This is a genomic window from Rhodococcus sp. AB351 (genome assembly GCF_049538275.1).
In the GTDB taxonomy this organism is placed as follows: Bacteria; Actinomycetota; Actinomycetes; order Mycobacteriales; family Mycobacteriaceae; genus Rhodococcus.
Genome location: NZ_JBMVFW010000011.1, coordinates 13,033 through 37,341, shown reverse-complemented (window position 1 = coordinate 37,341; position 24,309 = coordinate 13,033). Strand labels below are relative to the sequence as shown.

Sequence of the window (24,309 nt, the reverse complement as noted above, 5' to 3'; positions counted from 1 at the left end):
CCGACGTCAGCCTCCGAGGTGGTGGCCGAGCTGCGCGGCGAGCTTGGTCAGCAGACCGGTCGCCGCATCCGCGATCACGGTGCCGGGCGGGAAGATCGCCGCCGCACCCGCCGCGTAGAGCTCGTCGAAGTCACCCGGCGGGATGACACCACCGACGACGATCATGATGTCCTCGCGGCCCACCTCGGCCAGTGCCTGCTTGAGGGCAGGGACCAACGTCAGGTGACCCGCGGCCAACGACGACACGCCGATGACGTGCACGTCGTTGTCGGCCGCCTGCTGGGCGACCTCTTCGGGGGTCTGGAACAGCGGTCCCACGTCGACGTCGAATCCGAGGTCGGCGAAGGCCGTGGCGATCACCTTCTGGCCTCGGTCGTGACCGTCCTGGCCCATCTTCGCGACGAGGATGCGGGGGCGACGGCCCTCCTCCTCGGCGAACTTCTCGACCAGCTCGGTCGCGGCGGTGATGTTGGTGGCCTTGCCGGCCTCGTCGCGGTACACGCCGCTGATCGTACGGATCTCCGCCTGGTGACGGCCGTAGACCTTCTCCAGGGCGTCCGAGATCTCACCGACGGTGGCCTTCGCGCGGGCCGCGTCGATGGCCAGCGCGAGCAGGTTGTTGTCGAGACCCTGGCTCTGCGCACCGGCGGCGCGGGTGAGCGCGTCGAGGGCGGCGCGGGTGGCCTCCTCGTCGCGGTCGGCGCGCAGCTGTTCGAGCTTGGCCAGCTGCTCGGCCCGCACACGCGAGTTCTCGACCTTGAGGACCTCGATCTCGTGGTCCTCGGTCACCTGGTACTTGTTGACACCGATGACCGGCTGGCGACCCGAGTCGATGCGCGCCTGGGTGCGGGCGGCCGCCTCCTCGATGCGCAGCTTCGGGATGCCCTCCGAGATCGCCTGTGCCATACCGCCGGCCGCCTCGACCTCGGCGATGTGGGCGCGGGCCTTGTTGGCGAGCTCGTGGGTGAGCCACTCGACGTAGTGCGAGCCGCCCCACGGGTCGATGGGCCGCGTGGTGCCCGACTCCTGCTGCAGCAGCAGCTGGGTGTTGCGGGCGATGCGCGCCGAGAAGTCGGTGGGCAGCGCCAGCGCCTCGTCGAGCGCGTTGGTGTGCAGCGACTGGGTGTGGCCCTGGGTCGCGGCCATCGCCTCGACGCAGGTGCGGGCGACGTTGTTGAAGACGTCCTGCGCGGTGAGCGACCAGCCGGAGGTCTGCGAGTGGGTACGCAGCGACTTCGACTTCGGGTTCTTCGCCCCGAACTTCTCGACGAGCTCGCTCCACAGCAGGCGACCTGCGCGCAGCTTCGCGACCTCCATGAAGAAGTTCATGCCGATCGCCCAGAAGAACGACAGGCGCGGCGCGAACTTGTCGACGTCCATGCCCGCGTCGAGTCCGGCGCGGATGTACTCCATGCCGTCCGCGAGGGTGTAGGCGAGCTCGAGGTCGGCCGTCGCGCCGGCTTCCTGGATGTGGTAGCCGGAGATCGAGATCGAGTTGAAGCGCGGCATCTTCGCCGAGGTGTAGGCGAAGATGTCGGAGATGATCCGCATCGACGGCTTCGGCGGATAGATGTAGGTGTTGCGGACCATGAACTCCTTCAGAATGTCGTTCTGAATGGTTCCGGCCAGCTGCTCGGGCTTGACGCCCTGTTCCTCCGCCGCCACGACGTACAGCGCCAGGATCGGCAGCACCGCGCCGTTCATGGTCATCGACACCGACACCTGCGACAGATCGATGCCGTCGAACAGCTGACGCATGTCGAGGATCGAGTCGATCGCGACACCGGCCATACCGACGTCACCCTGCACGCGCGGGTGATCGGAGTCGTAGCCGCGGTGCGTGGCCAGGTCGAAGGCCACCGACAGACCCTTCTGACCGGCGGCGAGGTTGCGCCGGTAGAAGGCGTTGGACTCGGCGGCGGTGGAGAAGCCGGCGTACTGGCGGATGGTCCACGGCTGGTTCACGTACATCGTCGGGTACGGCCCGCGCACGAACGGGGCGATACCCGGGTAGCTGCCGAGCGGATAGCCCTCGGCGACGACGGCGTCGCGGTCGGCCTTGGTGTAGACCGGCTTGACGTCGATGCCCTCGGGCGTCGACCACACGACGTCCTCGGTGCTGTAGTTGTTCGCCTCGGCGACGGACTCGACGAGCGCGGCGGCCTGCTCCGCGGTGGGAGCAGTGGGCGCCGGCGCTGCCGGGTCCGTCAACGGGACGTCGGCGAAGCTGCCGATTTCGTGTTCGATGCTCACTTACGCTCCCAGAGTGTTCAGCAGGTCGGTGAGGGCGGCGACGGCGTCGATGCGCGCGGTGAGGAAGCCGTCCGGACGATCGTCGCCCTGTGCGTCCTTCACGGCCTTCTCCGGTCCGGCCAGCAGCACCGTCGTGATCCCCGCCGCACGCAGCGCAGCGGTGGCCGTACCGGCCTGCTCGCCGTAGCGGGTGTCGGTGCCGCACAGCACGGCGACGGACGTTCCGGTGTCGCCCACCAGGGACGACAGGTCGGCGTCGATATCGAGCGGTCCGGGATTGACCGCTTCGATGCCACCGGCGGCGAGCAAGTTCGCCGCGAAGGTCGCACGCACGTTGTGCTCGGCGATCGGTCCGAGCGGGGCGAGCAGCACCCTCGGCCGGGCACCGTGCGAGGCCAGGTAGGTGTCGGAGCGGTCGCGCAGGGCCTCGAACGGCGCGGCGTACCGCGCGGCGGACGCGCCGGCCTCGGCGACACCGACCGGCAGCGGCTTCTCGGCCAGGTTCGGGAACTCGTTGACACCGGTCACCGGGAACTTGCGGTGCGCGATGTCGGACTCGCGGCGGGCACGCGTCTGCGCGACACGCTCGGCGATCAGCCCCGACTCGAGAGCGGCGCGGTAGCCACCGGCCGCCTCGATCTCCTGGAAGAAGCCCCACGCCTTCTCCGCGATCTGCGCGGTCAGTTCCTCGACGTACCAGGAACCGGCGGCGGGATCGAGGACACGACCGAGGTTGGACTCCTCGAGCAGCAGCAGCTGGGTGTTGCGGGCGATCCGGGCGGAGAACGCCTCGGACACCTCGAGCACACCGGCCGGCAGCGCGGAGTCGAACGGCAGGACCGTGACGGCGTCGGCGCCACCGACACCCGCACCGAAGGCGGCGAGGGTCGTGCGCAGCATGTTCACCCACGGATCGCGCTGGGCCATCATCGCCGCGGAGGTCACGGCGTGCTGCGGTGCGTTGCCGGCCTCGGGGGCACCGGCGACCTGGGCGACGCGCGCCCACACCTGACGACCCGCGCGGAACTTGGCGATGGTCTGGAACTGGTCGTCGGTCGCGGCGAGACGGAACTCGAGCTGGCCGAGCGCGGCCGCGACGGGAACCCCGGCGTCGACGAGTGCTCGCACGTAGTCGAGGCCGGCAGCGATCGCGGCGCCGAGTTCCTCGGCGTCGGACGAACCGGCGTTGTGGAAGGCGGTGCCGTCCACGGTGAGGGCACGCACCGCTTCGGTGCGGTCGGCGGCGGCCCGGGCCAGCTCGACGGCCTCGGCGAGGGGCACGTCGGGACGCTCGGAGAACGCGCTGGTGAGCGGCGCTGCACCGAGGAAGATGCGCACGGCGGTGCGGTCCTCGATGTCGGTGCGGTTGTCGAGCACGGCGTACACGGCGGTGGTCGCTGCGACCGCGTCGGCACCGGCGTCGAGACGGACCGGCGCGAGGTCGAGGAGCACACCGCTCAGCGCAGTGTCGAGCGCGTCCACGGGGACCGCGCCGGCGCCGAGACCGAGCCACACCGAGCTGACGCCGTTGTTCAGGGCGTCGAGGATGCGCTCGTTGACCGAGGCCGCGTCGGTGCCGGTGAAGCGGACGTCGACGAGCCAGCCGGTGTTGACGTCGCGCGTGGACGAGCCGCCGCGGACGAACGGGAACTCACCGGGCAGCGGCGCTTCGTCGCGCTCGTCGAGCACGCCGTACAGCGGCGCGACGGTGACGTCGTCGTAGGTCGTGGTCTCGAGCAGACGCTGCGGCTCGGGTCCGAGTTCGGCCGGGTCGACGCGTCGGGACTTGGCCAGCACCCCCGCCACCGCGTCCTGCCACTGCGCATACGCGCGCGCGGCATCCTCGGCTTCTGCAGCTAATGACACGGGCGATTCCTCCTACTGCGGGTTTGCAGGCTTTGTACGGACGGCGTTGTCGGCCGGAGGTGGACAACCCCGAAAAGGGTAGGTTGCCTTCGGTGTGATGCTATCCCCACACACCGCGCGGTCGTTGTGGGGATCACCACAGTTTTTCTAGCGCTCGATAACGACGTCCTCGACCGGAACGGTATCGTGCCGCCTTCACCACTCTGCTCGCGGGGAGCAGAGACCGCCCGGCCGGTAGTGTGGACGCTCGTGACGAGGCTTGCCGCAGACCGCAGAGCGCTCGGCATCCTGGGCCTGGTGGCGGCGCTCGTCGTCGTAGCTCTCGTGGTGCCGCATCCGACGATCGCCCAGATCCGGGAGTGGTCCGAATCGGTGCACGGCCCGGCACTGGTCCTGGCGTTCTTCGCCGTCCACGCCCTGGTCACGATCGCCCCGATTCCGCGCACGGTGTTCACCCTCAGCGCCGGCGTGCTGTTCGGCAGTGCCGTCGGCATCGGCGTGACGGTCGCCGCCTCCACGGTCAGCGCCGTCCTCGCGTTCCTGCTCGTGCGGGCCGTCGGACGCAAGGCCGTGGAATCGCGTCTCACACACCCGGCGGCGAAAGCGATCGATCTGCGGCTGGCACGCCGCGGATGGCTCGCGGTGGGCTCCCTGCGGTTGATCGCTGCCGCCCCGTTCTTCGTCGTGAACTGTTGCTGCGCGGTCTCGGCGGTCCGTCTCGTCCCCTACACACTCGCGACGGTGGTGGGCATCCTGCCGGGCACCGTGGCGGTCGTGCTCCTCGGCGATGCCCTGACCGGGCAGACCGATCCGCGGCTGATGGTGATCACCGGGGTGTGCATCGCGCTCGGTCTCGCCGGACTGCTGCTCGAGGCCCGGCTCCCCGAGCCCGCCGGTTCGGCGCTCGACGCCGTCGTCGATCCGGATCAGGACCCGGCGGCGAGATAGTCGGCCAGGATCGGGCCACGGACGGCGAGCACGGCCGGGGTCATCATCTCCACCGGTCTCGTGCCCGGGACCGCGGTTCAGCGCGTCGAGCAGCACATCATGAGCTGACGGGGAACGAGCCGGCCCGATAGCCTGTACGCATCACTACGCGGCACCGATTCGTCAAGCTTCAGGTATTGATTATCCGGAATCAAGCCCTCACACTTGACACATGTTCGTCTTGACGGTCGACCAGCGGCGCAGCCGCCGAGACATCGACCGCGTGGCAAACCTCCTCACCGAACTGCAGGACGTTCCGCTGGTACGGCCCTTCGATCGCACCGCGGGCGACGAGGTCCAGGCCGTCGCGGACAATCCCGCCCTCGTCGTCGATCTCGTCCTCGACCTCCTCCGGAGGGAACGCTGGAGTATCGGGGTGGGAATCGGCCCGGTGGAGACCCCGCTCCCCGAACAGACACGCGCCGGCCGCGGACCCGCCTTCGAACACGCCCGCACCGCCGTCGAACGCGCCAAGAACGCCCCTGGGCAGGTCGCGGCCGAAGGCGACGACACCGAGGTCACCGCCGACGTCGACGCCGCGCTCACCCTGCTCGCCACCGTCGTCCTGCGCCGCACAGACCAGGGGCACGAGGCCGTCGACTTCGCTCGTCAGGGCCTGTCGCAGGCGCGGATCGCCGAGCGTCTCGGCATCAGCAAACAAGCGGTGTCCCAGCGCCTCGCCACCGCCGGCTGGCAGGCCGAACTGGCCGGACGCGAACTCGTGCGCCGACTCCTGGAAAGGGCCGACCGTTGACCGTCCTCTCACTGGTGTGCCTGGCCGTGGCCGCTCTCGCACCCGCACTCGCGCTACGCCCGAGCATGCCGGTGTGGCCGGCCGCCTCGTTGAGCATCGCGGGTCTCGCCGGTGCAGCCCTCGCCGCCACCGCGACCACACCGGTTCAGGGAGTCGCGCTCGCGGCCACGCTGATCCTCACCGCCACGGCGGCGATCACCGGGGGCGGACCCGCGGTCCTCGTGGCGTTCCGCATCGCGCGCCGGCAACCCGACGCCGGTCCCGAGCCCACCCCTCCCCCGGGCCCGCTCCGCGGCGGACGCGTCATCGGCGTGCTCGAACGCGGAGCGGTCACCGCCTCGATCCTCGCCGGATGGCCCGAAGGGATCGCCGTCATCATGGCGGTGAAGGGTCTCGCCCGTTATCCCGAACTGCGCGAACCGAACGCTTCCGAACAGTTCATCATCGGTACATCCACCTCGGTGCTGTGGGCGGTCGCGGTGTGCGGCGTCGGGCAGGCGCTGATCACCTGAGCGGGGATCTTCACCGTCAGGTCTTCTTCAGCGCACTCCCCTTGTGCATCGCGACGTGATCGGTCTTGTCGCTCCGGATCTCGTACTGCGGCTCGTCCTCGCTGCACCGCCGCGTGCGTCCCTTGAACTCCACGTCCTCCGTGTGCTTCGCGATGATCACACCCTCGACGTATCCGGCTTCGGAGTTCCATCGGACGTGGTCACCGACGGAGAAGTGGGTCGCCATGTCGTCGTCCTCCCGATCGGCCCGCTTCCTGTTGACAGTCGGATAGCCGTCTCCCATCGGTCCTACACCTCGGGCCGATCAGTCCGTCCGATGCTCTGCGGGATCCGCGGACCCCTCGGCGACGGCGCGGAAACGTTCGAGGTCCTCCGGACGGAACTCGGGCCGGGCCATCACCGCGTCGACGAGCAGACGCAACTGGTGTTGCAAGGCCGGTACCGGCTCGGTGCGCCCCTGCTCGGAGAGATGATCGATGAGCATGCGCAGCACCCGGGCGAGCGCCGTGGCCACGTGCAGCTGCGCCGAACCGGCCTGCCGGATCTGTTCGAAGGCGTGCTCGATGTACTCGTCGGGCGACAGGATCCACGGACGCAGCAGGATCCGGCCGTCCGCACCCTCGATCGCCGGCACCGGACTGCCGGTGACCAGCAAGGTGCGCAGCAGACTGCCGAGTCGGAGCACTACCTCGGTGGCGGTCGTCGGGTCGTTGATCGCCTGGCTCAGCGCGCGCAGCGCGATGTCGACGAGTTGCCGCAGCGCGAAGTCCACGTCCTGTTGCATGGTGCGCGTATTCGAGATCTCCACGGCCGCCTCGAGCCGCCGCAGGATCACCGCCCGTTCCGGCTTCGGATGGATCCGCAGCAGCGGTTCCCCGCAGTGGATGTACGCGCCGGGACGCGTCTCCATCCGCACGACCGAACCCGGCGGTGCCACGGCGAGAGCGAGCTCGGCCGGCGCCTGGGTCACCCAACCGTCGCGCGGGGCGTGCACCGTCGCCCCCTCGGTGAAATCCGGCTCCGGCACCCGGTCGACGCGGATCTCGCGTTGCGCACTCCGGCTCGTGTTCGCGATGACCTTCTCGGCCTCCGAGGCGATGCTGCGCACCACCTCCCCGACCTGCAGACCATGGGCCAGCCGGTTGAGATAGGCGATGATGAGCACCACGGTCGACACCGCGAGGACCACCGCGAGGGTGGTCGACAGCGTCGGGGCGGGTGCGGCGTCGTCCGCGCCGATGTGGCGCAGCGTCAGCACGCAGTAGACGAAGGTCGCCACCAGCATCCCGATCACCGTCTGGCTGGCCCGATCCCGGATGAAGGACCGCATCACCCGCGGCGAGAACTGGCTGCTCGCCAACTGCAGGCTCACGACGGTCAACGAGAAGACGACACCGGCGGTGGTGATCGTGGCACCCGCCACGGTGCTCAGTAGCCAGATCGCGGCGTTGCTGTTCATCTTCATGCCCCACGGAAAGGGGCCGAAGGCCCGATCGATGTAGCCACTCACCTCCGCCAGCACGGCTCCGGCGACGACGACCAGCGCGGGCAGCGCGAACAGGCTCTCCCGGAATCGGTATACGCCCGCGGCGATCCGCAACTGCATCCACGATCTCGGCAGAGCACTCATGTCGACCAAGCTAACCATCCGGTCTCCGCACCGCGGGCACTCGCAACGAACTGGGGGCACGCGCACCGGATGTCCCCTGCGGCGCGGTCACGACGAGTCCATGAGATACTCGACGGACAACTGAACAGCCACCGAACCGTGGCGGGAGAGTCCCGCACACAGCGGGCGCCGAAGGAGCAACCTCCCCGGGAATCTCTCAGGCCCCCAGACCGCCACGGCGAGGCTCCTCTGGAAAGCAACTCTTCCGGGTTCACCGAAGGTGTAAGCGGCTCCGTCCGCGAAAGCTCTCAGGTCCGATGACAGAGCGGGGAACGACAACACCCGCTGGTGCTCGTGTCGTGCACCCTGGACCCGAGGTAGACGTGTGACCGTTTCCCTGGGCGCGCCTTCGCGCGCCGATAATTCGCTGTCCGCGCCCCTGCGCGCCGATGATGCGCTGCTCGAGCAGCGCGCCGATATTGCACCGACCGAGTCGCGTGGCCCTGTTCTCCTTCCCTCCCCCGCCCCGAAGTCGCCGCCGCGTACGAACCGGCGACTCGGGATCGCCGCGATCGTGCTGTCCGCGACCGCGATGGGCGCCGCAGGATTGTTCGGCCGCAAGGCCACTCCCGAAGGCGCGGTGCTCGGTGAGGCACTGACGCTCGGGCGGATGGCGGTCGGAGCGCTCGGCATGCTCGTCCTGATCGCGCTGTCCCGCCGCCTCGGACAGTTGCGCCGGACCCGCCTGTCCTGGTCGGTCGTCGGTGGCGGTGTGCTTCTCGGACTGTCCCTCGCGACCTATCTGTCCGCCACGGTGTTGACCGACCTGTCCCGTGCCGTGGTTCTCCATTACCTCGGCCCCGTCGTTGCGACGGCCCTCGCCCGGGTGTTCCTGAAGGAGAGGGTCGGTCGCCTCGACGCCCTGTCGATCGGCACGGCGTTCGCCGGGATGTTGCTCGCCGCCGGCCTGGTGGGCGGTGAGTCGTCCGGGGGCGAGCACGAGACGCTGGGTACCGTGCTGGGCGCTGCCTCGGGAGTCTTCTACGGCGGGGCCCTGCTGTGCTACCGCTATCGCACCGACATGCCGTCCGACGTCCGGTCCCTGTGGAACTTCGTCTTCGGTGCCGTCGCGGCAGGGGGGATGGTCGCGGTGACCCGACCCGACATGTCGGGGATGACCGCGACGCACTGGTTGTGGGCCGGTGGGTTCTTCGTCGTCTGCGGTCTGTTCGCGCTGGGGCTGCTCGTCGTTGCGGGCAAGCACCTCCGCGCCGCGGAACTGTCGGGCCTGTCCTACCTCGAAGTCGTGGTCGCGCTGATGATCGGCATGGTCGCCTTCGGAGAGTCCGTGACCGTGCTCGCCGCCGCGGGCGCCGGTCTCATCATGGTGGCGATGACACTGCCGATGCTCGGCCGCCGATGACGAGTGGGAGGGCGCGCCGACGGACGCGCCCTCCCACTCGAATCGGTTTCCGTTACTGCTGTTGCGGCGGCTCGACCGGTTGCTCGGATGCGTCGTTCGTCATCCAGCGCTGCGCCGGCGGCGTTGCGGGCAACGCCGACTGTCCTTCACCGGCACCCTGCGTCCCCGCCGTGGCGAGACCCGTACGGACCGCGGGATCGACCGGCTTGCGCGCGACCGCCTCGGCTTCGGCAACGGCCTGGGCCACCTCGGGGTCGCGCTTGGTCGCGAACCAATCCTCGACCTCGTCACTGTCGTCCTCGGGCCGTTGCAGTTCCTCGTCGACAGGACTCGGTTCGAAGCGGAAGACGCCGTCCTCGCCGGGTGCACCGAGCGTCCGCGCGAATCCTTCGAGCGCCTTGCCGAAGTCGCTCGGCACCACCCACATCTTGTTCGCATCGCCCTGGGCCATCTGAGGCAGGGTCTGCAGGTACTGGTAGGCGAGCAGCTCCGGAGTGGGCTTGCCGGCCTTGATCGCGGCGAACACCTTCTCGATGGACTTGGCCTCGCCCTGGGCTTCGAGGTAGCGCGCCGCGCGATCACCCTGCGCGCGCAGGATCCGCGACTGCCGATCGGCCTCGGCTTCGAGGATCGCGGCCTGCTTCGCCCCCTCTGCGGAGAGGATGCGCGACTGCTTGTCGCCCTCGGCGGTCTTGATCGCGGATTCGCGGTGACCCTCGGCCGTGAGGATCATCGCGCGCTTCTCGCGGTCGGCCTTCATCTGCTTCTCCATCGATTCCTGGATCGACGGCGGCGGATCGATGCTCTTGAGTTCGACCCGGGCGACACGCAGGCCCCATCGGCCGGTCGCTTCGTCGAGCACACCGCGGAGCTGGCCGTTGATGGAGTCGCGCGAGGTGAGCGTCTCCTCGAGGGTCATTCCGCCGACGACGTTGCGGAGTGTGGTGACGGTGAGCTGCTCGACCGCGGCGATGTAGTTGCTGATCTCGTAGACGGCCGCCTGCGGGTTCGTCACCTGGAAGTACACGACCGTGTCGATGCTCAGCGTCAGGTTGTCCTGGGTGATGACGGGCTGCGGCGGGAACGAGACGACACGTTCGCGCAGATCGACCTTCGCGCGGATGCGGTCGACGAAGGGCACCAGGAAGGTGAGCTGACCCGACGCCGTCCGGTAGTACCGGCCGAGACGTTCGATGACCGCGGCCTCCGCTTGCGGTACCAGCGATACCGATTTGGCCACGACCACCACGACCAGTGCCACCACTACGGCGAGCACGATCAGAGCTTCCATTCTCAGACACCCCTCCATACGACGGCTGTCGCGCCGTCTATCTGCATCACTGTCACTGTCGTTCCCGGCTCGTACACCTCGGTGGCGTCCAGCGGCCTGGCGGTCCACACCTCACCGTCGATCTTCACGCGCCCGGAATGCTCCCCCACCTGCTCGAGGACCAGCGCGTGCTTGCCTGGGAGAGCGTCGATCCCGGTGGGCAGAGCCGGCGGCTGGGAGTACCGCCGCCTCAGCATGGGCCGGACACCGAGCAGCAGAACCAGCGAGGTCACGGCGAAGATCACCGCGTCGATCCAGACGGGCAGATCGGTCACCGCGGAGACACCGCCGGTGACGAGCGCTGCACCGCCGAGCATGAGCAGCGCGAAATCGCCCGTGAGCGCTTCGCCGGCCGCCAACGCCACCCCGGCGATCAACCAAATCAATGCGGCCACGATCACCATCGAACCACAAATCGGACATCCTGGCAGATGCCCTGGTGGAGGAAACGGTTTCGGCTCCTTGTCTTCGATGCTGCTTCTCGCAGGGAAGATCTCAGGCCGCGGATTCTGCATTTTTCGTTCTTCCGTCCCGACCGGACTCCCGCCCCGGCTCCATAAGTGATGTTGGTCGAAACACATCCTTTTGCCGATGTGAGATCGGTGATACCGTCCCCGAACTATGGGTATCACCCCCGTGCGTTCGCTCCTCGTGGGAGCGTTGATCGGCCAGAGCGCCGGCGCCGATCCGACCGACACCGCAATTCTTGCGGCCACCATCCGCTGCCTGAGCCATCACGGCCTCGAGCGGACGACCGTGGCCGACGTCGCGGCAGAGGCCGGCGTCGGACGCGCCACGGTCTTCCGGCGGTTCGACACCAAGGAGGAACTGCTCGGTCGCGCGTTCGCGTGGGAGCTCGATCAACTCGTCACGCGGTTCCACGCGGCCATCGACGACATCGAGGACCCGTACGAGCGCGCGGTCGAATGGATCGTCGAAGCGGTCCGCACCGTTCGCCACCACCCGGTCGCACGACGATTCGTCGACGACGGAGCCGCCCTCCCCCTCCTGCACGATCCACAGATCACCGCCGCGCTGCTCACGTCGGTCCGCCACGAACTCGACCTCACCGCACAACGGGCGGGGATCACCTTCGACACGGCCACCGCCGCGGAGATCGTCTCGCGATTCTTCGCGAGCGTGTGGCTCGCACCCGATCTGGGCAGCGCCACCGCGACCGACGACGGGGTACGACGGGTGGCCCGGACGATGCTGTCCTTCCTGATCGTGCCCTCGACGCCCTCCACCGACAGCTGATGTCCGCATCCGTTCCCCAGCCATCGAACCCGAGGAGTCCGGCAATGGAAGTCACTCCCGCACAGCGTGTCGCGCAAACATCGAGGACGACGTACCCGTCGCCGACCGCACCTTCGTCCGGTTGCTGGCAGACCGCCGCATCTGGCCGATGTTCCTGTTCCGGGCGCTGTCGCTCCAGGGCACCTACCCCACCGTCATGGTTGCGCTCGAACAACATTCGAAGTCGTTCACCGAGCCGTCGGTACGTGCGGAGAACACCCTCGCGTACACCTACCGCATCTACTTCGCCGAGAACGTCGCCGATTCGGCGCGGGAACTGCGGGAGATGCACCGCCCCATCACCGGGCTCGATCATGAAGGCCGGAGATTCCACGCGTGGAACCGCGACGTGTGGACGTGGGTCCACCTCACCACCATCGAATCGCTCATCTATGCGATCGAGGTCTGCTTCGGTCCGCGACCCGCACCGGAGGTGGGGCCTTCTACCGGGAGAGCTGCCGGCTCGGCGTGCTGTTCGGGGCTCGTGAGCAGGACATGCCGGACGACGTGGCAGGTCTTCGCGCCTACCTCGACCGGGGGGTCGCCGACAAGCTCGCGATGTCGCCCGGAACCCGGCGGATGCAGCAACTCGTCGACGAACAGGACGTGATCGCAACCCTCGAGGCGAAGCTCGCCGCACTCCCCCGGCCCCTTCCCGCCGTCCTCGAGAAGTTGACGGGGCGGCCGGTGATGACGTTGATGTTCGGCGCATTCCTCGAATCCGTCCGCCGGATCTGGGGAGTGCCGTGGAGCGCGGCCCGCGAACGTGAGTTCCGAGCGATCCTCGCACTCATGCGCGTCGGCTCCCGGCTGGTTCCCGAGCGCTGCGCATGATCCCGGAAGCCCGCGCCGCGCTGGAGGTCCGACCCACCGGTCGTCACCTCCCGTACACGCGTCCGCTCGTCACGGACGCGAGCCGATGCTGCAGTCGTCGATAGTCCTTCGAGTACCCGACTCGGGTATCCGGTTGCTTCCGTGCCGGTTCCACCCAGTACCACTCGATTCAGTGTCAGTTCATCAGGGGGCTCGATGAAGACCTCGCGACCCGCGGACGCAGACGTCCGGGGCGAGCGGCCGTTCGGAGGTGCCGTGGTCACACGCACCGCCGACTCCACACGCACATTCGGACGCACGCTCCGTCTGGCGTTCCGCTCCACCGCATACCTGATCGTCGACATCGCACGCGGTCGTTTCCCGATGCGGGAGGCAATCGTTCAAGGATGGTTCTTCATCTCCGTCTCGGCCGTGCCCGCCGTTCTGGTGGCGCTGCCGCTCGGCGTCGTCATCGCCGTCCAGGTCGGCAGCATGACCGACAACGTCGGCGCCAACTCGATGGCCGGCGCGGTGGGCGGCATGGGAGTGATGCAGCAGATCGCGCCCCTGGCCGCGGCCCTGCTCATCGGTGGTGCCGGTGGTTCGGCCATCTCGGCCGACCTCGCCTCGCGCACCATCCGGGAGGAGATCGACGCGCTGCGCACCCTCGGCATCGACCCCCAGCGCAGGCTGGTCTCCCCCCGCATCCTGGCGATGGTCGTCGTCGCCCCGATGTTGTCGGTGCTGATCATCCTCATGAGCATCCTTGCGAGCTTCGCCGTGGCCTCGCTCGGCCAGGGAGTCGCCCCCGGCTCGTACTGGTTGTCGTTCGGCAGTTTCGCCTCGACCACCGACCTGATCGTCTGCCTGTTCAAGGCCGCGGTCTTCGGTTACGTGGTGGCGATCATCTCCAGCCAACGGGGCCTCGAGGCCAAGGGCGGCCCGAAGGGCGTCGCGGACAGCGTCAATGCGGCCGTGGTGCTCAGCATCATCGCCTGCATGGTCGTCAACCTCTTCATCACCCAGGTGGTCCTGATGTTCGTCCCCATGAGGTTCCTCTGATGAGTGCCACACGCAGCGGATCCGTTGCCACGCCGTCGCCCTATCGTCCCCGCGGTCTGCGGTGGACGCGCCACGCCGGCCGGGCGTGGAACCCGATCGAATCCCTCGGGCTCTACCTGCACTTCGTCGTCGTCTCCTTCCGCGGCATCGGCCACGCCCTGCGCCGCAACCGCCGCCAGACCGTCGCCATCTTCACCGACCTGACGTGGGGCAACGGCCGCGCCGTCATCGTCGGCGGAGGCGTCGCACCGGTGCTGGCCATCCTCGGCATCGTCGCCGGGGCGATGGTCGGCCTCGTCGGTTTCTCCGCCCTCGACATGCTCGGAATGGGACCACTGACCGGAGCCATGTCGGCCCTGGCGAATCCACGCGAGCTCGCACCGCTCATCGCGGCGATCGGGTTCGCCGCCCAGGCCGGCTGCCGCATCACCGCCGAGGTCGGCGCCATGCGGATCTCGGAGGAGATCGACGCGCTCGAAGCCCAGGCCATCGACTCGATCCCCTACGTCGTCTCCACCCGGCTCATCGCCGCCGTCGGCGCCGTCGTCCCGTCCTATCTGATCGCGCTCGCGCTCGGATTCGCCGCCACCGGCGCGACCGTCACCGTGGTGCAGGGTCAGGGGTCGGGCGCCTACGACCACTACTTCCACATGTTCACCGAGCCGATCGACCTGATCTACTCACTGGTCAAGGTGATCGTGTTCGTCCTGGTCGTGACGCTCGTGCACGCCTACCAGGGCTATCACGCGAGCGGTGGTCCCGAGGGGGTCGGGATCGCCTCGGGCAGGGCCATCCGGGCGAGCCTCGTGCTCATCGTGACCACCGACATGGTGCTCACGCTCGTCATGTGGGGCCTCGACGCGACGATCAGCTTCTCGGGGTGAGGAATCAGTGAGCGCAGCACAGTATTCGGGCTTCGGCCCCAGCCGCCGCGGACTACGGATCCGCGGGCTCGCCGTCGTGGTCGCCGCCGCCCTCGTCGTCACCGCGGCCTGGTGGGCGTCGCAGCCCGACCGCTCCGGTGAGGTGCAGTTCGCCGTCACCGCATCGAATCTCGGCGACGGGGTCTCCACCGACACCGCCGTGCGTCTGCGGGGCATGTCGATCGGATCGGTGATCGAGGTCGAACCGCAGGGGCCACAGCAACAGATCGTCACGCTCAGTGTCGACGAGGAGCACGTCGACGAGTTGTCGACGGCTATGCACACCCGTTTCGTCTCGTCGAACATCTTCGGCTCCACCGCACTCGAACTCATCCCGATGCCGGGCGGCGAGCCGATCCGAGCCGGCAGCACCCTCGCCCTCGGCGATGTCGGGGACTACACCGTCACCACGGTGCTGCGCGATTCCGGTCGTCTCCTGCTCGACGTGGTCACCCCACAGCTGTCGGACTCGATCGACAGTGCCGCCGAACTGACCCACCAGATGGCGCCGCTGTTCGCCTCGTCGCTGCTCGTGATGCGCAACATCGCCCGCACCCAGAACGAGCCGCTCAGTGAGTTGCTGCCGAAATTCGCGGATGTCTCCGAAGGTGTCGCGGCGTTCACCCCGTCGGCACTGAACACTCTGTCGGCCATCGCGTCCGTCGAGGAACTCGAGGACGACTTCCGCACGCAGCAGGCGAGCGAGACGATCACCGAGGTCTCGCATCTGGTGCTCGCACTCTCGGGTGAGATCGTCGGCGCGCTCGGCCCCACTTCGTCTGCCGTCGACATGCTCCTCGACATCCTGATCCCGCTGAACCAGAGCCTGGGCGGGGTCACCCCCGACCAGGTCGACCGGCTCGTCGACGGCGCCGACGGCGCACTGCAGCACCAGGGCGACCGGGTGGTCCTGGGGGTGGACGTGCTCGTCGACACCTTCCCGGCCTTCCGGGTCCCGCTCGAGACCACCGGGGGTACCCGATGAGAACTCCACGCCAGGCAGCCGTCCGGCTCGCCCTGCTCGCCGGCGTCGTCGTCCTGATCATCGTGCTGATCGTGCAGGCGATCGAACGTCCCGTCGGCGGATCGACCGTCGCCTACAAGGCCCAGTTCGGTGACGTCTTCGGCCTCAAGGAGAACGCCGATGTGCGCCTGCGGGGCGTACAGATCGGCAAGGTCACCGACATCTCGGTGTCCGACGGCAACCGTGCGCTCGTCGACTTCACGGTGCTCGAGGAGTACCGTCTGCGCGAGTCGGACCGGCTGCTCGTCAAGTTCCAGAACCTCACGGGCCAGCGCTATCTCGAACTCGATCGCAGCGAGGAGGGCGGTCAGGAGGTCGATCCGTCGGGGCTGGTCGTGAACACCGTCGACTCGTTCGACATCACCACGGTCTTCAACGGACTCAAACCGCTTCTGCGCGAAGCCGATCCGGCCGTCTACAACCGGCTCGCCACGAATGTGGCCGCGTTGATCGAGGGCAGCGAGTCCAGTCCGACCCCGGTGATGCGCGACATCGCCGAGCTCGCGAGCTACGCCGAGGACCGCAGCGCCCTGATGAGCACCCTGCTCGACAACTTCACGGCCCTCAACGAGCAACTCGAAGGCCGGTCCGCGAACCTAGAGAACATCCTCGAGGTCTTCCACTCGATCTTCACCCCGCTGGTGACACGTATGACCGAGTTCCTGTCCCTGACCAAGCTCGGTGCACTCGAGATGGCGGAGGTCGACCGCACGGTGAACCTGCTCTCCCAGCTGGGCCTCGGCGCGCCTGCCGAACACGACGGATTCCTGGAACGCAACGACGATTTCATCGTCCGGGTGGACCAGGTGATCCCGGATCCGCAGACGGCCATCGACACCCTGTCGGTTCTGCCGGGGATCTTCGAGGGCATCAACTCCCTGGTGCCGCGCGTGGACGAGTCCCGGCAGTGCAGCAACGGCGCGGTGCAGTTGCCGATCGAGGCCGACATTCTGCTCCAGGGCCGTCCCCTGACCATCTGCAACGGAGGTGCCTGATGCGCACCCGCCTGTTCGGACGACTCGACTTCGGCGCCGAGGACGCCGATCCCCGCACCCAGATGTGGTGGGCGCTGTCGGGTCTGATCGTCCTCGCCCTCGTCGCGGGCATCGTCCTCGTGCTCTATCTGCGACCGGTCGGTTCGACGACCTACCGCCTCGAACTGCCGGAATCGGCGGGGCTCGCCGCGGGCGACGACGTGCGCATCGCGGGTGTGCCGGTCGGTTCGGTCACCGGCCTGCACCTCGCCGACGACCACGTCGACGTCGAGTTCACCGTGGACTCCGAGCATTTCGTCGGCGACCAGACCTCCGTGTCGGTGCGGATGCTCACCCCCATCGGAGGCCTGTACCTCGCGGTGCACCCGGCCGGCCGGCAGCCGCTCACCGAACCGATCCCCGAGAACCGCGCAGCACTGCCGTTCCTGGTGAACGACATGTTCGAGGAGGCCACCGAGGTGGTGGAAGAACTCGACACGCAGGCACTGCGCACCGCCCTGAACAAGACCGCTGCGCTGCTCGGCGAATCCCCGGATTCGGTGCGGATCACGGTCACCGATCTCGAAGCCGTCATGGACGTCATCGCGAATCAGAAGGACCAGATCGAAAGCCTGCTCGAGCTGTCCAACGAATATCTCCGCACCGCCAACGACAACAAGGAACTCGCGCTCGAGATCATCCGCGGCTACGCGATCCTCGGCCCCAAGATCGTCGAGGCCCATCAGGACGTGAAGATCTTCGCCGACGGGCTCTCCGGGCTCGCCGGGCTGCTGTTCGACTTCCTCAGCGGCCCGTACCAGGAAAAGGTCGAACCGATCATCCCGCATCTCGTCGAAGCCGCCGACAGCAGTGCGGAACTGTCGGCCTCCGTCGAGTCGATGACGGAATCCCTCCGTGCCACCCTCACGGGACTCGCGGCCGTCGCCGGTCCCGAAGGCCAGGCCCTTGTCGACCAGAGCGGACTGACGGTCCAGCGACCCGACGTCTGTCTCCCGATGCCGGGAACACGGTGCTGACGTGCGAACACTGACGACGACTACACGACGACTCGTTCCCGCGGTGACGGTCGTGGCGCTGGCCGTGGCCGGCGCGACCGCCTTCGCCGCGACCTCGGGGGACGACACCTCGATCTGCGCGTACTTCGAGGACTCCTACGGCCTCTACCCCGGTTCCCCGGTCACCATCCGCGGGATCTCGGTCGGGACCGTGGACCGGATCGAACCCGACGGTGCGCGCGTGCGCGTCGACATGACCGTCGGTGACCGCGAGCTTCCCGCCGAGACCGGCGCGGTGATCACCAACGCGTCCATCCTCACCGACCGCAGACTCGAACTCGTCGACGCCGATCCCCGGCCGGGACCGACCCTGTCGCGGGAGACGTGCATCGACACGGCGCACACCCGCACCCCGGTCAGCGTGTCGGACGCGCTCGGATCGTTCTCCGAACTCGTGCGGCAGATGACCGAGCGCGGACCCGACGGGACCGCGCCGCTCGAAACCGCATTGAAGGACGCCGGACGCGAGTTCGAGGACCTGGGACCGACACTCAACCGCGAACTGCGCGACCTCGCAGACCTGCTCTCCTCCCCCGACAACTTCATGGACCAGCTGGGACAGATCCTCGACAACTCGGCCGAGATGACGACCCTGCTCACCGAGGACTGGGACAACGTCAAGTCCACCATCCAGACGTTCGCGCCGGGTCTGGCCGGCATCGAGCAGATGCTCGTCGTCGCGAAGATTCTCGTCGAGAAGCTCTCGCTGGCCGTCGGACCGCTCGACCGGCTGTTCAACGAGCACTTCCCGTACCTGATGAACGCCCTGAACTCGACGCTGCCCACGCTGACGATGCTGCGCACGCAGGCCGAGAGCTCGAGCGAACTGCTCGCCACCATTCCCGGCACGATCACGATGCTCGAGACCATGGTGCAGACCCACCCGGGGTCGGTCGCCGTCGAACTCGACCCCGCCCGCGCCGAGGTGCCGACCCCCGACGCTGCGCTGACGTGCACGGCACTCGAGCAGATCGCACCCGACAGTTGCACCGTGGTGTCCTCCCGCTCGGTGTCGGTGCCGCTGCCCCAGCTGGTCCTGTCGACGATCGGAGCAACGCCGTGACCCGTTCGTTCTTCCGGTCCCGCATCCTCATCGGTGCGGTCCTCACCGCTCTGGTGGCATTGTGCGGATGCAGTTTCGACCCCAGCGACCACGCGCTGCCCGGCTCCGGGGTACGCGGACCGACCTACCGGCTGAACCTCGAATTCGAATCGCTGCTGAGCCTGCCGGCCGGGGCGGACGTCCGCTCCGAGGGCATCTCCGTCGGCACCCTGCGGGCGATCGATCTCGAGCCGCACAGCGCCGTCGCCCGGATCGACGTGCGTGAGTCGGTGGTCGTGCCGGCGGGCACCCGCGCCGAACTGCGGCAGAACACCGTACTGGGCGACATCTACATCGCTCTGCTCCCGCCGAAGGACGGCAGCGGCGCGCCCTTGCAGGATGGCGACACGATCCCGTTGCAAGACACGGATCCGGGTCCGCAGATCGAGGACATGCTCGAACGGATCGCGATGTTCGTCAACGGCGGAAGCCTGACCCGTCTGCAGGATTCGCTCGCGCGACTGAACGACGTGCTGCCCGAGGACACGGAGGAGACCCGCGAGTTGTCGGCGGTCGTCTCCAACGATCTGAGCGAGGCCGCGGCGAACCTCGACCAGATCGATCGCATCGTCGTCGCGACGGAGGACCTGTCCCAGCGTCTCGATGCCGCACGTGACGACGTGGGGTTCCTGTTCTCCGACACCGCACGTCGGCGTCTCGACCGGGTGCCCTACTTCATGGAGGCCGTGCTCAATATCGTCATCGACGTGAACACCATGGTCACGGGCCTGGAATGGCTGATCCCCCGCCTCCCGCGCATCAACGACAACCTCGAGATCCTCACTCCGCTGCTGCGCGAACCGTCGCCGAACGCCACCGAACTGCGCGGCAACGCAGCAGAACTCGTGGAGCTCGTCGACGAGAAGCTCGTCCCCTTCCTGCTCGAACCCGGCATCGACATCCGTGAGGTGACCATCGCCGGTAACAAGGGGAGTCCGGCGGCCGACGGACTGGTTCTCCTGCGCATGATCGGAGCGATCCCGTGACCCGAATTCCGGCCTGGATGTCCGCACTCGCCCTGGCCCTCGTGATGATCCTGGGCACCTTGTATCTCGTCGTCGGTGTGCTGCAGATCGATCCGACCCAGCGCCGCGCCCACGCCGTGGTGGACATGCGCGACGCGGCAGGACTGCGCACCGGATCGAGCGTCGTCTACCGCGGGGTGAACATCGGACGGGTCGACGGCATGGAGAACCTCGACGGTTTCGTCCGCATGAACATCTCCTACGAGGCCGAACACCGCATTCCCGTCGACAGCACCATGCGCGTCGAGAACCTGTCGTCGCTGGGCGAACCGGTGTTCTCGTTCCTCCCTGCCTCGACACAAGGGCCCTATCTCGAGGACGGCGCCCACCTGACCGAGGTCGTCGAACTGCCCACCTCGGTCCCCGATCTCCTCGCCACCACTTCGGAGCTGCTCGAACAGACAGACGCCGAATCGCTGAACGAACTCGTCGCGACGTTCACCGAATCGGTTGCGGGTCTCGAGGAGACCATGCCCGCGGCAGGTCGTGGCGCCGAGCTGCTGCTGTCGACCCTGACCCGGCACGAGGGATCGCTGGAAACGGTACTGAGCGACCTGATGTGGATGATGGGTGACGTCGACTGGGTGAGGCCCGCGATGGTCGCGGCGCCGCCCATGCTGGACCAGTTCGGGGAGACCCTCGGTATCTCGTACGAGTACCTCTTCGAGGGGTCCTCGGTACTGAAGGGTGAGGAGATCCTCGGCTCGTGGCGCGAGGAGGAGATCGAACTCGCCGACTTCCTCAGAAGGTTCGCACCCGAACTCGGCGCGATCGGTGTCGCGCTCCGCCCGGTGACCCAGGCCACCGGTTCCGTGGTGGGCCGGATGGATCTCGGTACCCTGCTCGAACAGGCCATCGCGACCATGCCGGGCGACAGTGTCCGATTCACCGTGAACGTACCCCGATGAAGAAGGAAGAAATCGTCATGTCGAACACCGGAGCTTCGAACACCGGGCCCTCGACCATCGGGGTCCCCGAACAGGAACCGGCCGTCTCCGCCCCTACCGCCACTGCCACCGAGGCGGGAAGTCGCGGTCCGTGGTGGTCGTCGGTGCGCGCACTCGCGGTCGTCACGGTGCTCGCCGTCGTCGCCGCGGTGACCTTCGGGGTGCTGTGGGCGACCGACGACTCGTCCGAGCAACTGCAGGCCCTGCAGAGCCGGCTCGACACCGAGGCCGAGGCCGAGGCCGTCGCCTCCGACTACGCACTGAGTGTCTCCGAGGTCGACTTCCGTGACCTCGACGCCTGGCGGGCGGCGCTCACCGACGGCGTCAGCGGACAACTCGCACCGAAACTCGAAGGGGCCGTGGACGTCGTGGCTCCGTGGCTGACGCAGATGGAGTACACCGCCGACGCCCGGTTGCTCGCCGCCGAAGTGGCGAGCAACGACGGCGACACTTTCGTCGTGCAGGTCTTCGTCGACATGATCTCGAAGAGCAAGCAGACACCCGACGGTGTCGCCGCCACCGCGACCTACACGGTGACGATGGACCGCGCATCGGACTGGACCATCACCGACGTCGGCGGCGTGGGCACCGGCCTGCCGGGCGGCACCGGGGAGCCGGAACCTGCGCCGGCGCCGGCGGACGGGGGCCGCTGAGGTTCCGGTCGGTCAGCCCTCCTCGGGTTCGGTGACGAAGTCGACGAGGCGCTCGACGGCGCCGATGAGGTGCGATTCGAGATCGCGGAACGAATTCACGGCGTTGTAGACGCGCCGCCAGCCGTCCTGCGGGGTGCCCCAGCCCAGTTCACGACAGACGCCGGTCTTCCAGTCCTGCCCGCGCGGGATGGTGGGCCAGGCGTCGATGCCCACGGCCTTCGGTTTCACCGCCTGCCACACGTCGATGTAGGGATGACCGGTGACCATCACGTGCGAACCGAGATTCGCGGTGAGACGCTCCTCCTTGGATCCGGTGACGAGGTGGTCGGCGAGCACACCGACCCGCCGGCCCGGGCCGGGATCGAACTCGGCCAGCCGGGCACCCAGATTGTCGAGGCCCTCGAGCTGTTCGACGACCACACCCTCGACCCGCAGATCGTGCCCCCACACCCGTTCGACGAGGGCGGCGTCGTGCACGCCCTCCACCCAGACCCGGCTCCCCCGCGCCACGCGTGCGCGCAGACCCTCCACCCGGGTGGACCCCGAAGCGGATCTCGTCGGTGCGGAGGCGGGACGGATCTTCGGCTTGACGAGGGTGACGGATGCTCCGTCGACCAGGAACGCGGCGGGGCGCATCGCAAACAGGCGGGTGCGTCCCTGCGCGTCCTCGAGCCGCACGAAGTCGCCGTCGTAGGTCTTCTCGATCCCCACGATCGCGCCGCACCAGCCGGATGCGGCGTCCTCGACGACGACGCCGCGCTCCGCTGCGAGTTCGGGAACGGCCTTCTTCTTGGTGCGGGCGTGACCGGCATAGATGTCGCCGCCGTAGATATCGCGTGGGCTCACGCCAGTCGACCCTAGGACATCGCGCGGGACCGCTCGCGCTGCCACGCCGGACCGCCGTGCGCGGTCGCCGTATGCTTTCGGGGTGAGTTCTCCGAGCCTGACGCTGACCGTGTGGGCGGGGTCGTGGCTGTCCGGTCACGCCTCCCCCGACGATGTGATCGACGCGCTGCACGAATGGGCGCCGATGCATCTCGTGGGTGCCCACGATGCGGCGACGGCCTCCGCGGCGGATCTGCCCGACAGAGGTGTCGCCGACGGTGCCGCACTGCTGCTCACCCTGATCCGCCGCGTCGACACCGCAGCCGGCGCGGGTCTGCATCTCGTCCTTCCCGCCCCGGGCGACGTCCGCGCGCTGCCTGCAGGTACAGCGTTCGCCTCCGCGGCGCTCGCGGCCGGTGAAGGCGTCGTCGTGGGAGCGCCCGGTGCACCGGGGTTGGGCCTGGTGCCCGTGATCGAGGGTCCGGACGTGCTGCAATGGAACGTCTTCACACTGCCGGCGGTCCCCGAGATCGCCGTCGATGGTGGTCTCGGTGCGGCCGAGTTCGCGATTCGCGAGGCGGTACGTGATGCCGCCTCCGCATTGAGCGGAATCCCGACGGTGGGCACCGACGGGCGCCGCGCCGATCCGCGGACGGAGATCGCCGAGGAGATCGCCGAACTCGCCCGGCACCGCTATCCCCCGTCCCTGCCCGCACGTGCCGTGCGCGTCCTCGACACCGCCGACCAGGTCGCGGCGATTCTCACCGTGGCCGGTCGCGGAGGGGGCCTGCGGGCCGGTTCGGTGTCCGCCGCCACCGGTCGCGAGGGCGCGCTGCAGCCGCTGTGGGCCGCGGTCCGCGAGGCCCGCACCGGTGCAGTCGCGGCGGCTCTGCGGGCCGAGCACCATCACTGACCGCGCCGGCAGTGCGCGTCGACTCCAGTGCGCGTCAACCTCGTTGCGCGGTGACCAACAGGTACTCCCAATTCATCGCTCCCCCACCGAGATCGTGACGCTGGGCGAGTTCGAGCAGATCGAGATCGAGAGCCGCGACCCGTTCGTGGTCGTCCGCAATGTTGCGGTACACCGCGATGGTGGGACCGTAGGCGGACTTGAAGAACTCGCGGAAGTCCTCCCCGGTCGCGAACCGTTCGACGCGCAGATTGTCGGTGCGTGCCTGCAGGTCGGTGACGCGGTCGCCGATCAACTCGCGCACGTGCACCTCGTCGCCCCACAGCGGCGGCTGTGCGCCCGGCGGGGGCGGTGGCGCATACGGTTTCATCGTCGCGAACATCTGCCCGATGAAGCCGGTGGGGGTCCAGCTCAGGAGGCCGATACGTCCGCCCGGCCGGGTCACCCGGAGCAGTTCGTCGGCAGCGGCCCGGTGGTGGGGCGCGAACATCACTCCCACGCAAGAGATCACGGCATCGAAGCTCGCATCGTCGAACGGGAGTGCTTCGGCGTCGGCTTCCTGCCAGTCGAGCGTCGCACCTGCCGCGTCGGCGTCACGACGGCCCACCTCGAACAGTTCCGGGGTCAGGTCGGTCGCGAGCACCGTCGCACCGGTGAGCGCGGCGGGGATCGACGCGTTGCCCGATCCGGCGGCGATGTCCAGGACGCGGTCGCCCGGACCGATTCCGGTCGCGGCCACGAGAGCGGGGCCGAGTTCGGCGATGACCTCGGTCGCCACCGCCGGATAGTTGCCGAGTGCCCACATCGCCCGGTGCTTGGCCTTCAGGGCGAGATCGGCGTCGTGTGTCGTGGAGATGTCGGTCATCAGAGGATTCCTCCTGTCGAGGGACCCGGCTTCGGCGCCGTCCCGGAGGCGGCCCGGGTCACAGATCGACTGTAGGAACG

Annotated in this window: 25 protein-coding genes and 1 riboswitch; of the genes, 17 read left to right on the top strand and 8 right to left on the bottom strand. The window is 68.4% G+C overall.

The annotated features are described in order from the left end of the window. Window positions 1–6 precede the first annotated feature (6 nt). Complete coding sequence (gene scpA / locus ACPCXD_RS18605) at window positions 7–2,253, bottom strand: methylmalonyl-CoA mutase (protein ID WP_106199843.1); 2,247 nt, start codon at window positions 2,251–2,253, stop codon at window positions 7–9. Next, window positions 2,254–4,119, bottom strand: coding sequence for a methylmalonyl-CoA mutase small subunit (mutA, locus tag ACPCXD_RS18600; protein WP_423660712.1), 1,866 nt, complete (start codon window positions 4,117–4,119; stop codon window positions 2,254–2,256). A gap of 249 nt (window positions 4,120–4,368) precedes the next feature. On the opposite strand from mutA, the gene ACPCXD_RS18595 reads away from it, so the two are divergent. The 3 genes from ACPCXD_RS18595 to ACPCXD_RS18585 all read left to right on the top strand — a co-directional run bounded on the left by ACPCXD_RS18595 (window position 4,369) and on the right by ACPCXD_RS18585 (window position 6,372). Continuing rightward, on the top strand, window positions 4,369–5,067 hold the full coding sequence (locus ACPCXD_RS18595) for a VTT domain-containing protein (RefSeq protein WP_160875086.1): 699 nt from the start codon (window positions 4,369–4,371) through the stop codon (window positions 5,065–5,067). A 211-nt stretch (window positions 5,068–5,278) separates the two neighbouring features. Then, complete coding sequence (locus ACPCXD_RS18590; RefSeq protein WP_160875084.1) at window positions 5,279–5,860, top strand: SatD family protein; 582 nt, start codon at window positions 5,279–5,281, stop codon at window positions 5,858–5,860. Continuing rightward, window positions 5,857–6,372 carry a hypothetical protein gene (locus ACPCXD_RS18585; protein WP_229568056.1) on the top strand — a complete coding sequence of 172 codons (516 nt, stop codon included), beginning with the start codon at window positions 5,857–5,859 and terminating at the stop codon, window positions 6,370–6,372. The genes ACPCXD_RS18590 and ACPCXD_RS18585 overlap by 4 nt, the downstream gene beginning before the upstream one ends. Before the next feature lie 16 nt (window positions 6,373–6,388). Here ACPCXD_RS18585 and ACPCXD_RS18580 read toward each other — a convergent pair whose 3' ends face one another. Together ACPCXD_RS18580 and ACPCXD_RS18575 are read right to left on the bottom strand one after the other, a co-directional pair. Then, on the bottom strand, window positions 6,389–6,598 hold the full coding sequence (locus ACPCXD_RS18580) for a hypervirulence associated TUDOR domain-containing protein (protein WP_006551530.1): 210 nt from the start codon (window positions 6,596–6,598) through the stop codon (window positions 6,389–6,391). 78 nt (window positions 6,599–6,676) lie between these two features. Next, the gene (locus ACPCXD_RS18575; protein ID WP_423660709.1) at window positions 6,677–8,002 is read right to left on the bottom strand and encodes a DUF2254 domain-containing protein; all 1,326 of its coding nucleotides are present in this window, start codon (window positions 8,000–8,002) and stop codon (window positions 6,677–6,679) included. A 132-nt stretch (window positions 8,003–8,134) separates the two neighbouring features. Further along, window positions 8,135–8,224, top strand: a riboswitch (glycine riboswitch). A gap of 142 nt (window positions 8,225–8,366) precedes the next feature. Here ACPCXD_RS18575 and ACPCXD_RS18570 point away from each other — a divergent pair. Beyond that, the gene (locus tag ACPCXD_RS18570; protein WP_160875080.1) at window positions 8,367–9,404 is read left to right on the top strand and encodes an EamA family transporter; all 1,038 of its coding nucleotides are present in this window, start codon (window positions 8,367–8,369) and stop codon (window positions 9,402–9,404) included. Window positions 9,405–9,456: 52 nt separating this feature from the next. Here ACPCXD_RS18570 and ACPCXD_RS18565 read toward each other — a convergent pair whose 3' ends face one another. Further along, window positions 9,457–10,695, bottom strand: a complete 1,239-nt coding sequence (locus ACPCXD_RS18565; RefSeq protein ID WP_160875078.1) for an SPFH domain-containing protein — start codon at window positions 10,693–10,695, stop codon at window positions 9,457–9,459. Between the two features lie 2 nt (window positions 10,696–10,697). Then, a complete protein-coding gene (locus tag ACPCXD_RS18560) occupies window positions 10,698–11,138 on the bottom strand; it encodes an NfeD family protein (RefSeq protein ID WP_060653287.1) in 441 nt (146 codons plus the stop codon). Window positions 11,139–11,355: 217 nt separating this feature from the next. Here ACPCXD_RS18560 and ACPCXD_RS18555 point away from each other — a divergent pair, with 217 nt between their 5' ends. The 12 genes from ACPCXD_RS18555 (at window position 11,356) to ACPCXD_RS18500 (ending at window position 21,629) form a co-directional block, all read left to right on the top strand. Then, complete coding sequence (locus ACPCXD_RS18555) at window positions 11,356–11,991, top strand: TetR/AcrR family transcriptional regulator (protein ID WP_145691703.1); 636 nt, start codon at window positions 11,356–11,358, stop codon at window positions 11,989–11,991. Between the two features lie 121 nt (window positions 11,992–12,112). Continuing rightward, a complete protein-coding gene (locus ACPCXD_RS18550; protein ID WP_145691704.1) occupies window positions 12,113–12,640 on the top strand; it encodes an oxygenase MpaB family protein in 528 nt (175 codons plus the stop codon). Next, window positions 12,526–12,864, top strand: a complete 339-nt coding sequence (locus ACPCXD_RS18545; protein ID WP_423660706.1) for an oxygenase MpaB family protein — start codon at window positions 12,526–12,528, stop codon at window positions 12,862–12,864. The genes ACPCXD_RS18550 and ACPCXD_RS18545 overlap by 115 nt, the downstream gene beginning before the upstream one ends. 195 nt (window positions 12,865–13,059) lie before the next feature. After that, entirely contained in the window at window positions 13,060–13,905 is an 846-nt protein-coding gene (locus tag ACPCXD_RS18540) for an MlaE family ABC transporter permease (protein WP_202399687.1), read from the top strand. After that, window positions 13,905–14,789 (top strand): ABC transporter permease, encoded by an 885-nt coding sequence (locus ACPCXD_RS18535; protein WP_060653283.1) that lies wholly within the window; start codon window positions 13,905–13,907, stop codon window positions 14,787–14,789. Before ACPCXD_RS18540 ends, ACPCXD_RS18535 begins: the two co-directional genes overlap by 1 nt. Before the next feature lie 7 nt (window positions 14,790–14,796). Further along, window positions 14,797–15,813, top strand: a complete 1,017-nt coding sequence (locus ACPCXD_RS18530; RefSeq protein ID WP_160875072.1) for an MlaD family protein — start codon at window positions 14,797–14,799, stop codon at window positions 15,811–15,813. Continuing rightward, the gene (locus ACPCXD_RS18525; protein ID WP_229568049.1) at window positions 15,810–16,847 is read left to right on the top strand and encodes an MlaD family protein; all 1,038 of its coding nucleotides are present in this window, start codon (window positions 15,810–15,812) and stop codon (window positions 16,845–16,847) included. Before ACPCXD_RS18530 ends, ACPCXD_RS18525 begins: the two co-directional genes overlap by 4 nt. Continuing rightward, window positions 16,847–17,863 (top strand): MlaD family protein, encoded by a 1,017-nt coding sequence (locus ACPCXD_RS18520; RefSeq protein WP_423660703.1) that lies wholly within the window; start codon window positions 16,847–16,849, stop codon window positions 17,861–17,863. Before ACPCXD_RS18525 ends, ACPCXD_RS18520 begins: the two co-directional genes overlap by 1 nt. Before the next feature lies 1 nt (window position 17,864). Beyond that, window positions 17,865–18,965: an MCE family protein gene (locus ACPCXD_RS18515; protein WP_423660701.1), complete on the top strand. Its 1,101-nt coding sequence runs from the start codon at window positions 17,865–17,867 to the stop codon at window positions 18,963–18,965. Next, on the top strand, window positions 18,962–19,990 hold the full coding sequence (locus ACPCXD_RS18510; RefSeq protein ID WP_160875064.1) for an MlaD family protein: 1,029 nt from the start codon (window positions 18,962–18,964) through the stop codon (window positions 19,988–19,990). Before ACPCXD_RS18515 ends, ACPCXD_RS18510 begins: the two co-directional genes overlap by 4 nt. Further along, window positions 19,987–20,937, top strand: coding sequence for an MlaD family protein (locus ACPCXD_RS18505; RefSeq protein ID WP_160875062.1), 951 nt, complete (start codon window positions 19,987–19,989; stop codon window positions 20,935–20,937). Before ACPCXD_RS18510 ends, ACPCXD_RS18505 begins: the two co-directional genes overlap by 4 nt. After that, a complete protein-coding gene (locus ACPCXD_RS18500) occupies window positions 20,934–21,629 on the top strand; it encodes a hypothetical protein (RefSeq protein ID WP_423660698.1) in 696 nt (231 codons plus the stop codon). The genes ACPCXD_RS18505 and ACPCXD_RS18500 overlap by 4 nt, the downstream gene beginning before the upstream one ends. A gap of 12 nt (window positions 21,630–21,641) precedes the next feature. On the opposite strand, the gene ACPCXD_RS18495 is transcribed toward ACPCXD_RS18500, so the two are convergent. Further along, the gene (locus ACPCXD_RS18495; RefSeq protein WP_423660696.1) at window positions 21,642–22,475 is read right to left on the bottom strand and encodes a DUF3097 domain-containing protein; all 834 of its coding nucleotides are present in this window, start codon (window positions 22,473–22,475) and stop codon (window positions 21,642–21,644) included. Window positions 22,476–22,557: 82 nt separating this feature from the next. Between ACPCXD_RS18495 and ACPCXD_RS18490 the strand changes: the two genes are divergently transcribed. Further along, window positions 22,558–23,367, top strand: coding sequence for an Rv1486c family protein (locus ACPCXD_RS18490; protein WP_160875056.1), 810 nt, complete (start codon window positions 22,558–22,560; stop codon window positions 23,365–23,367). Window positions 23,368–23,401: 34 nt separating this feature from the next. Here ACPCXD_RS18490 and ACPCXD_RS18485 read toward each other — a convergent pair whose 3' ends face one another. Continuing rightward, window positions 23,402–24,229, bottom strand: a complete 828-nt coding sequence (locus ACPCXD_RS18485; RefSeq protein WP_423660694.1) for a class I SAM-dependent methyltransferase — start codon at window positions 24,227–24,229, stop codon at window positions 23,402–23,404. Window positions 24,230–24,309: the final 80 nt, after the last annotated feature.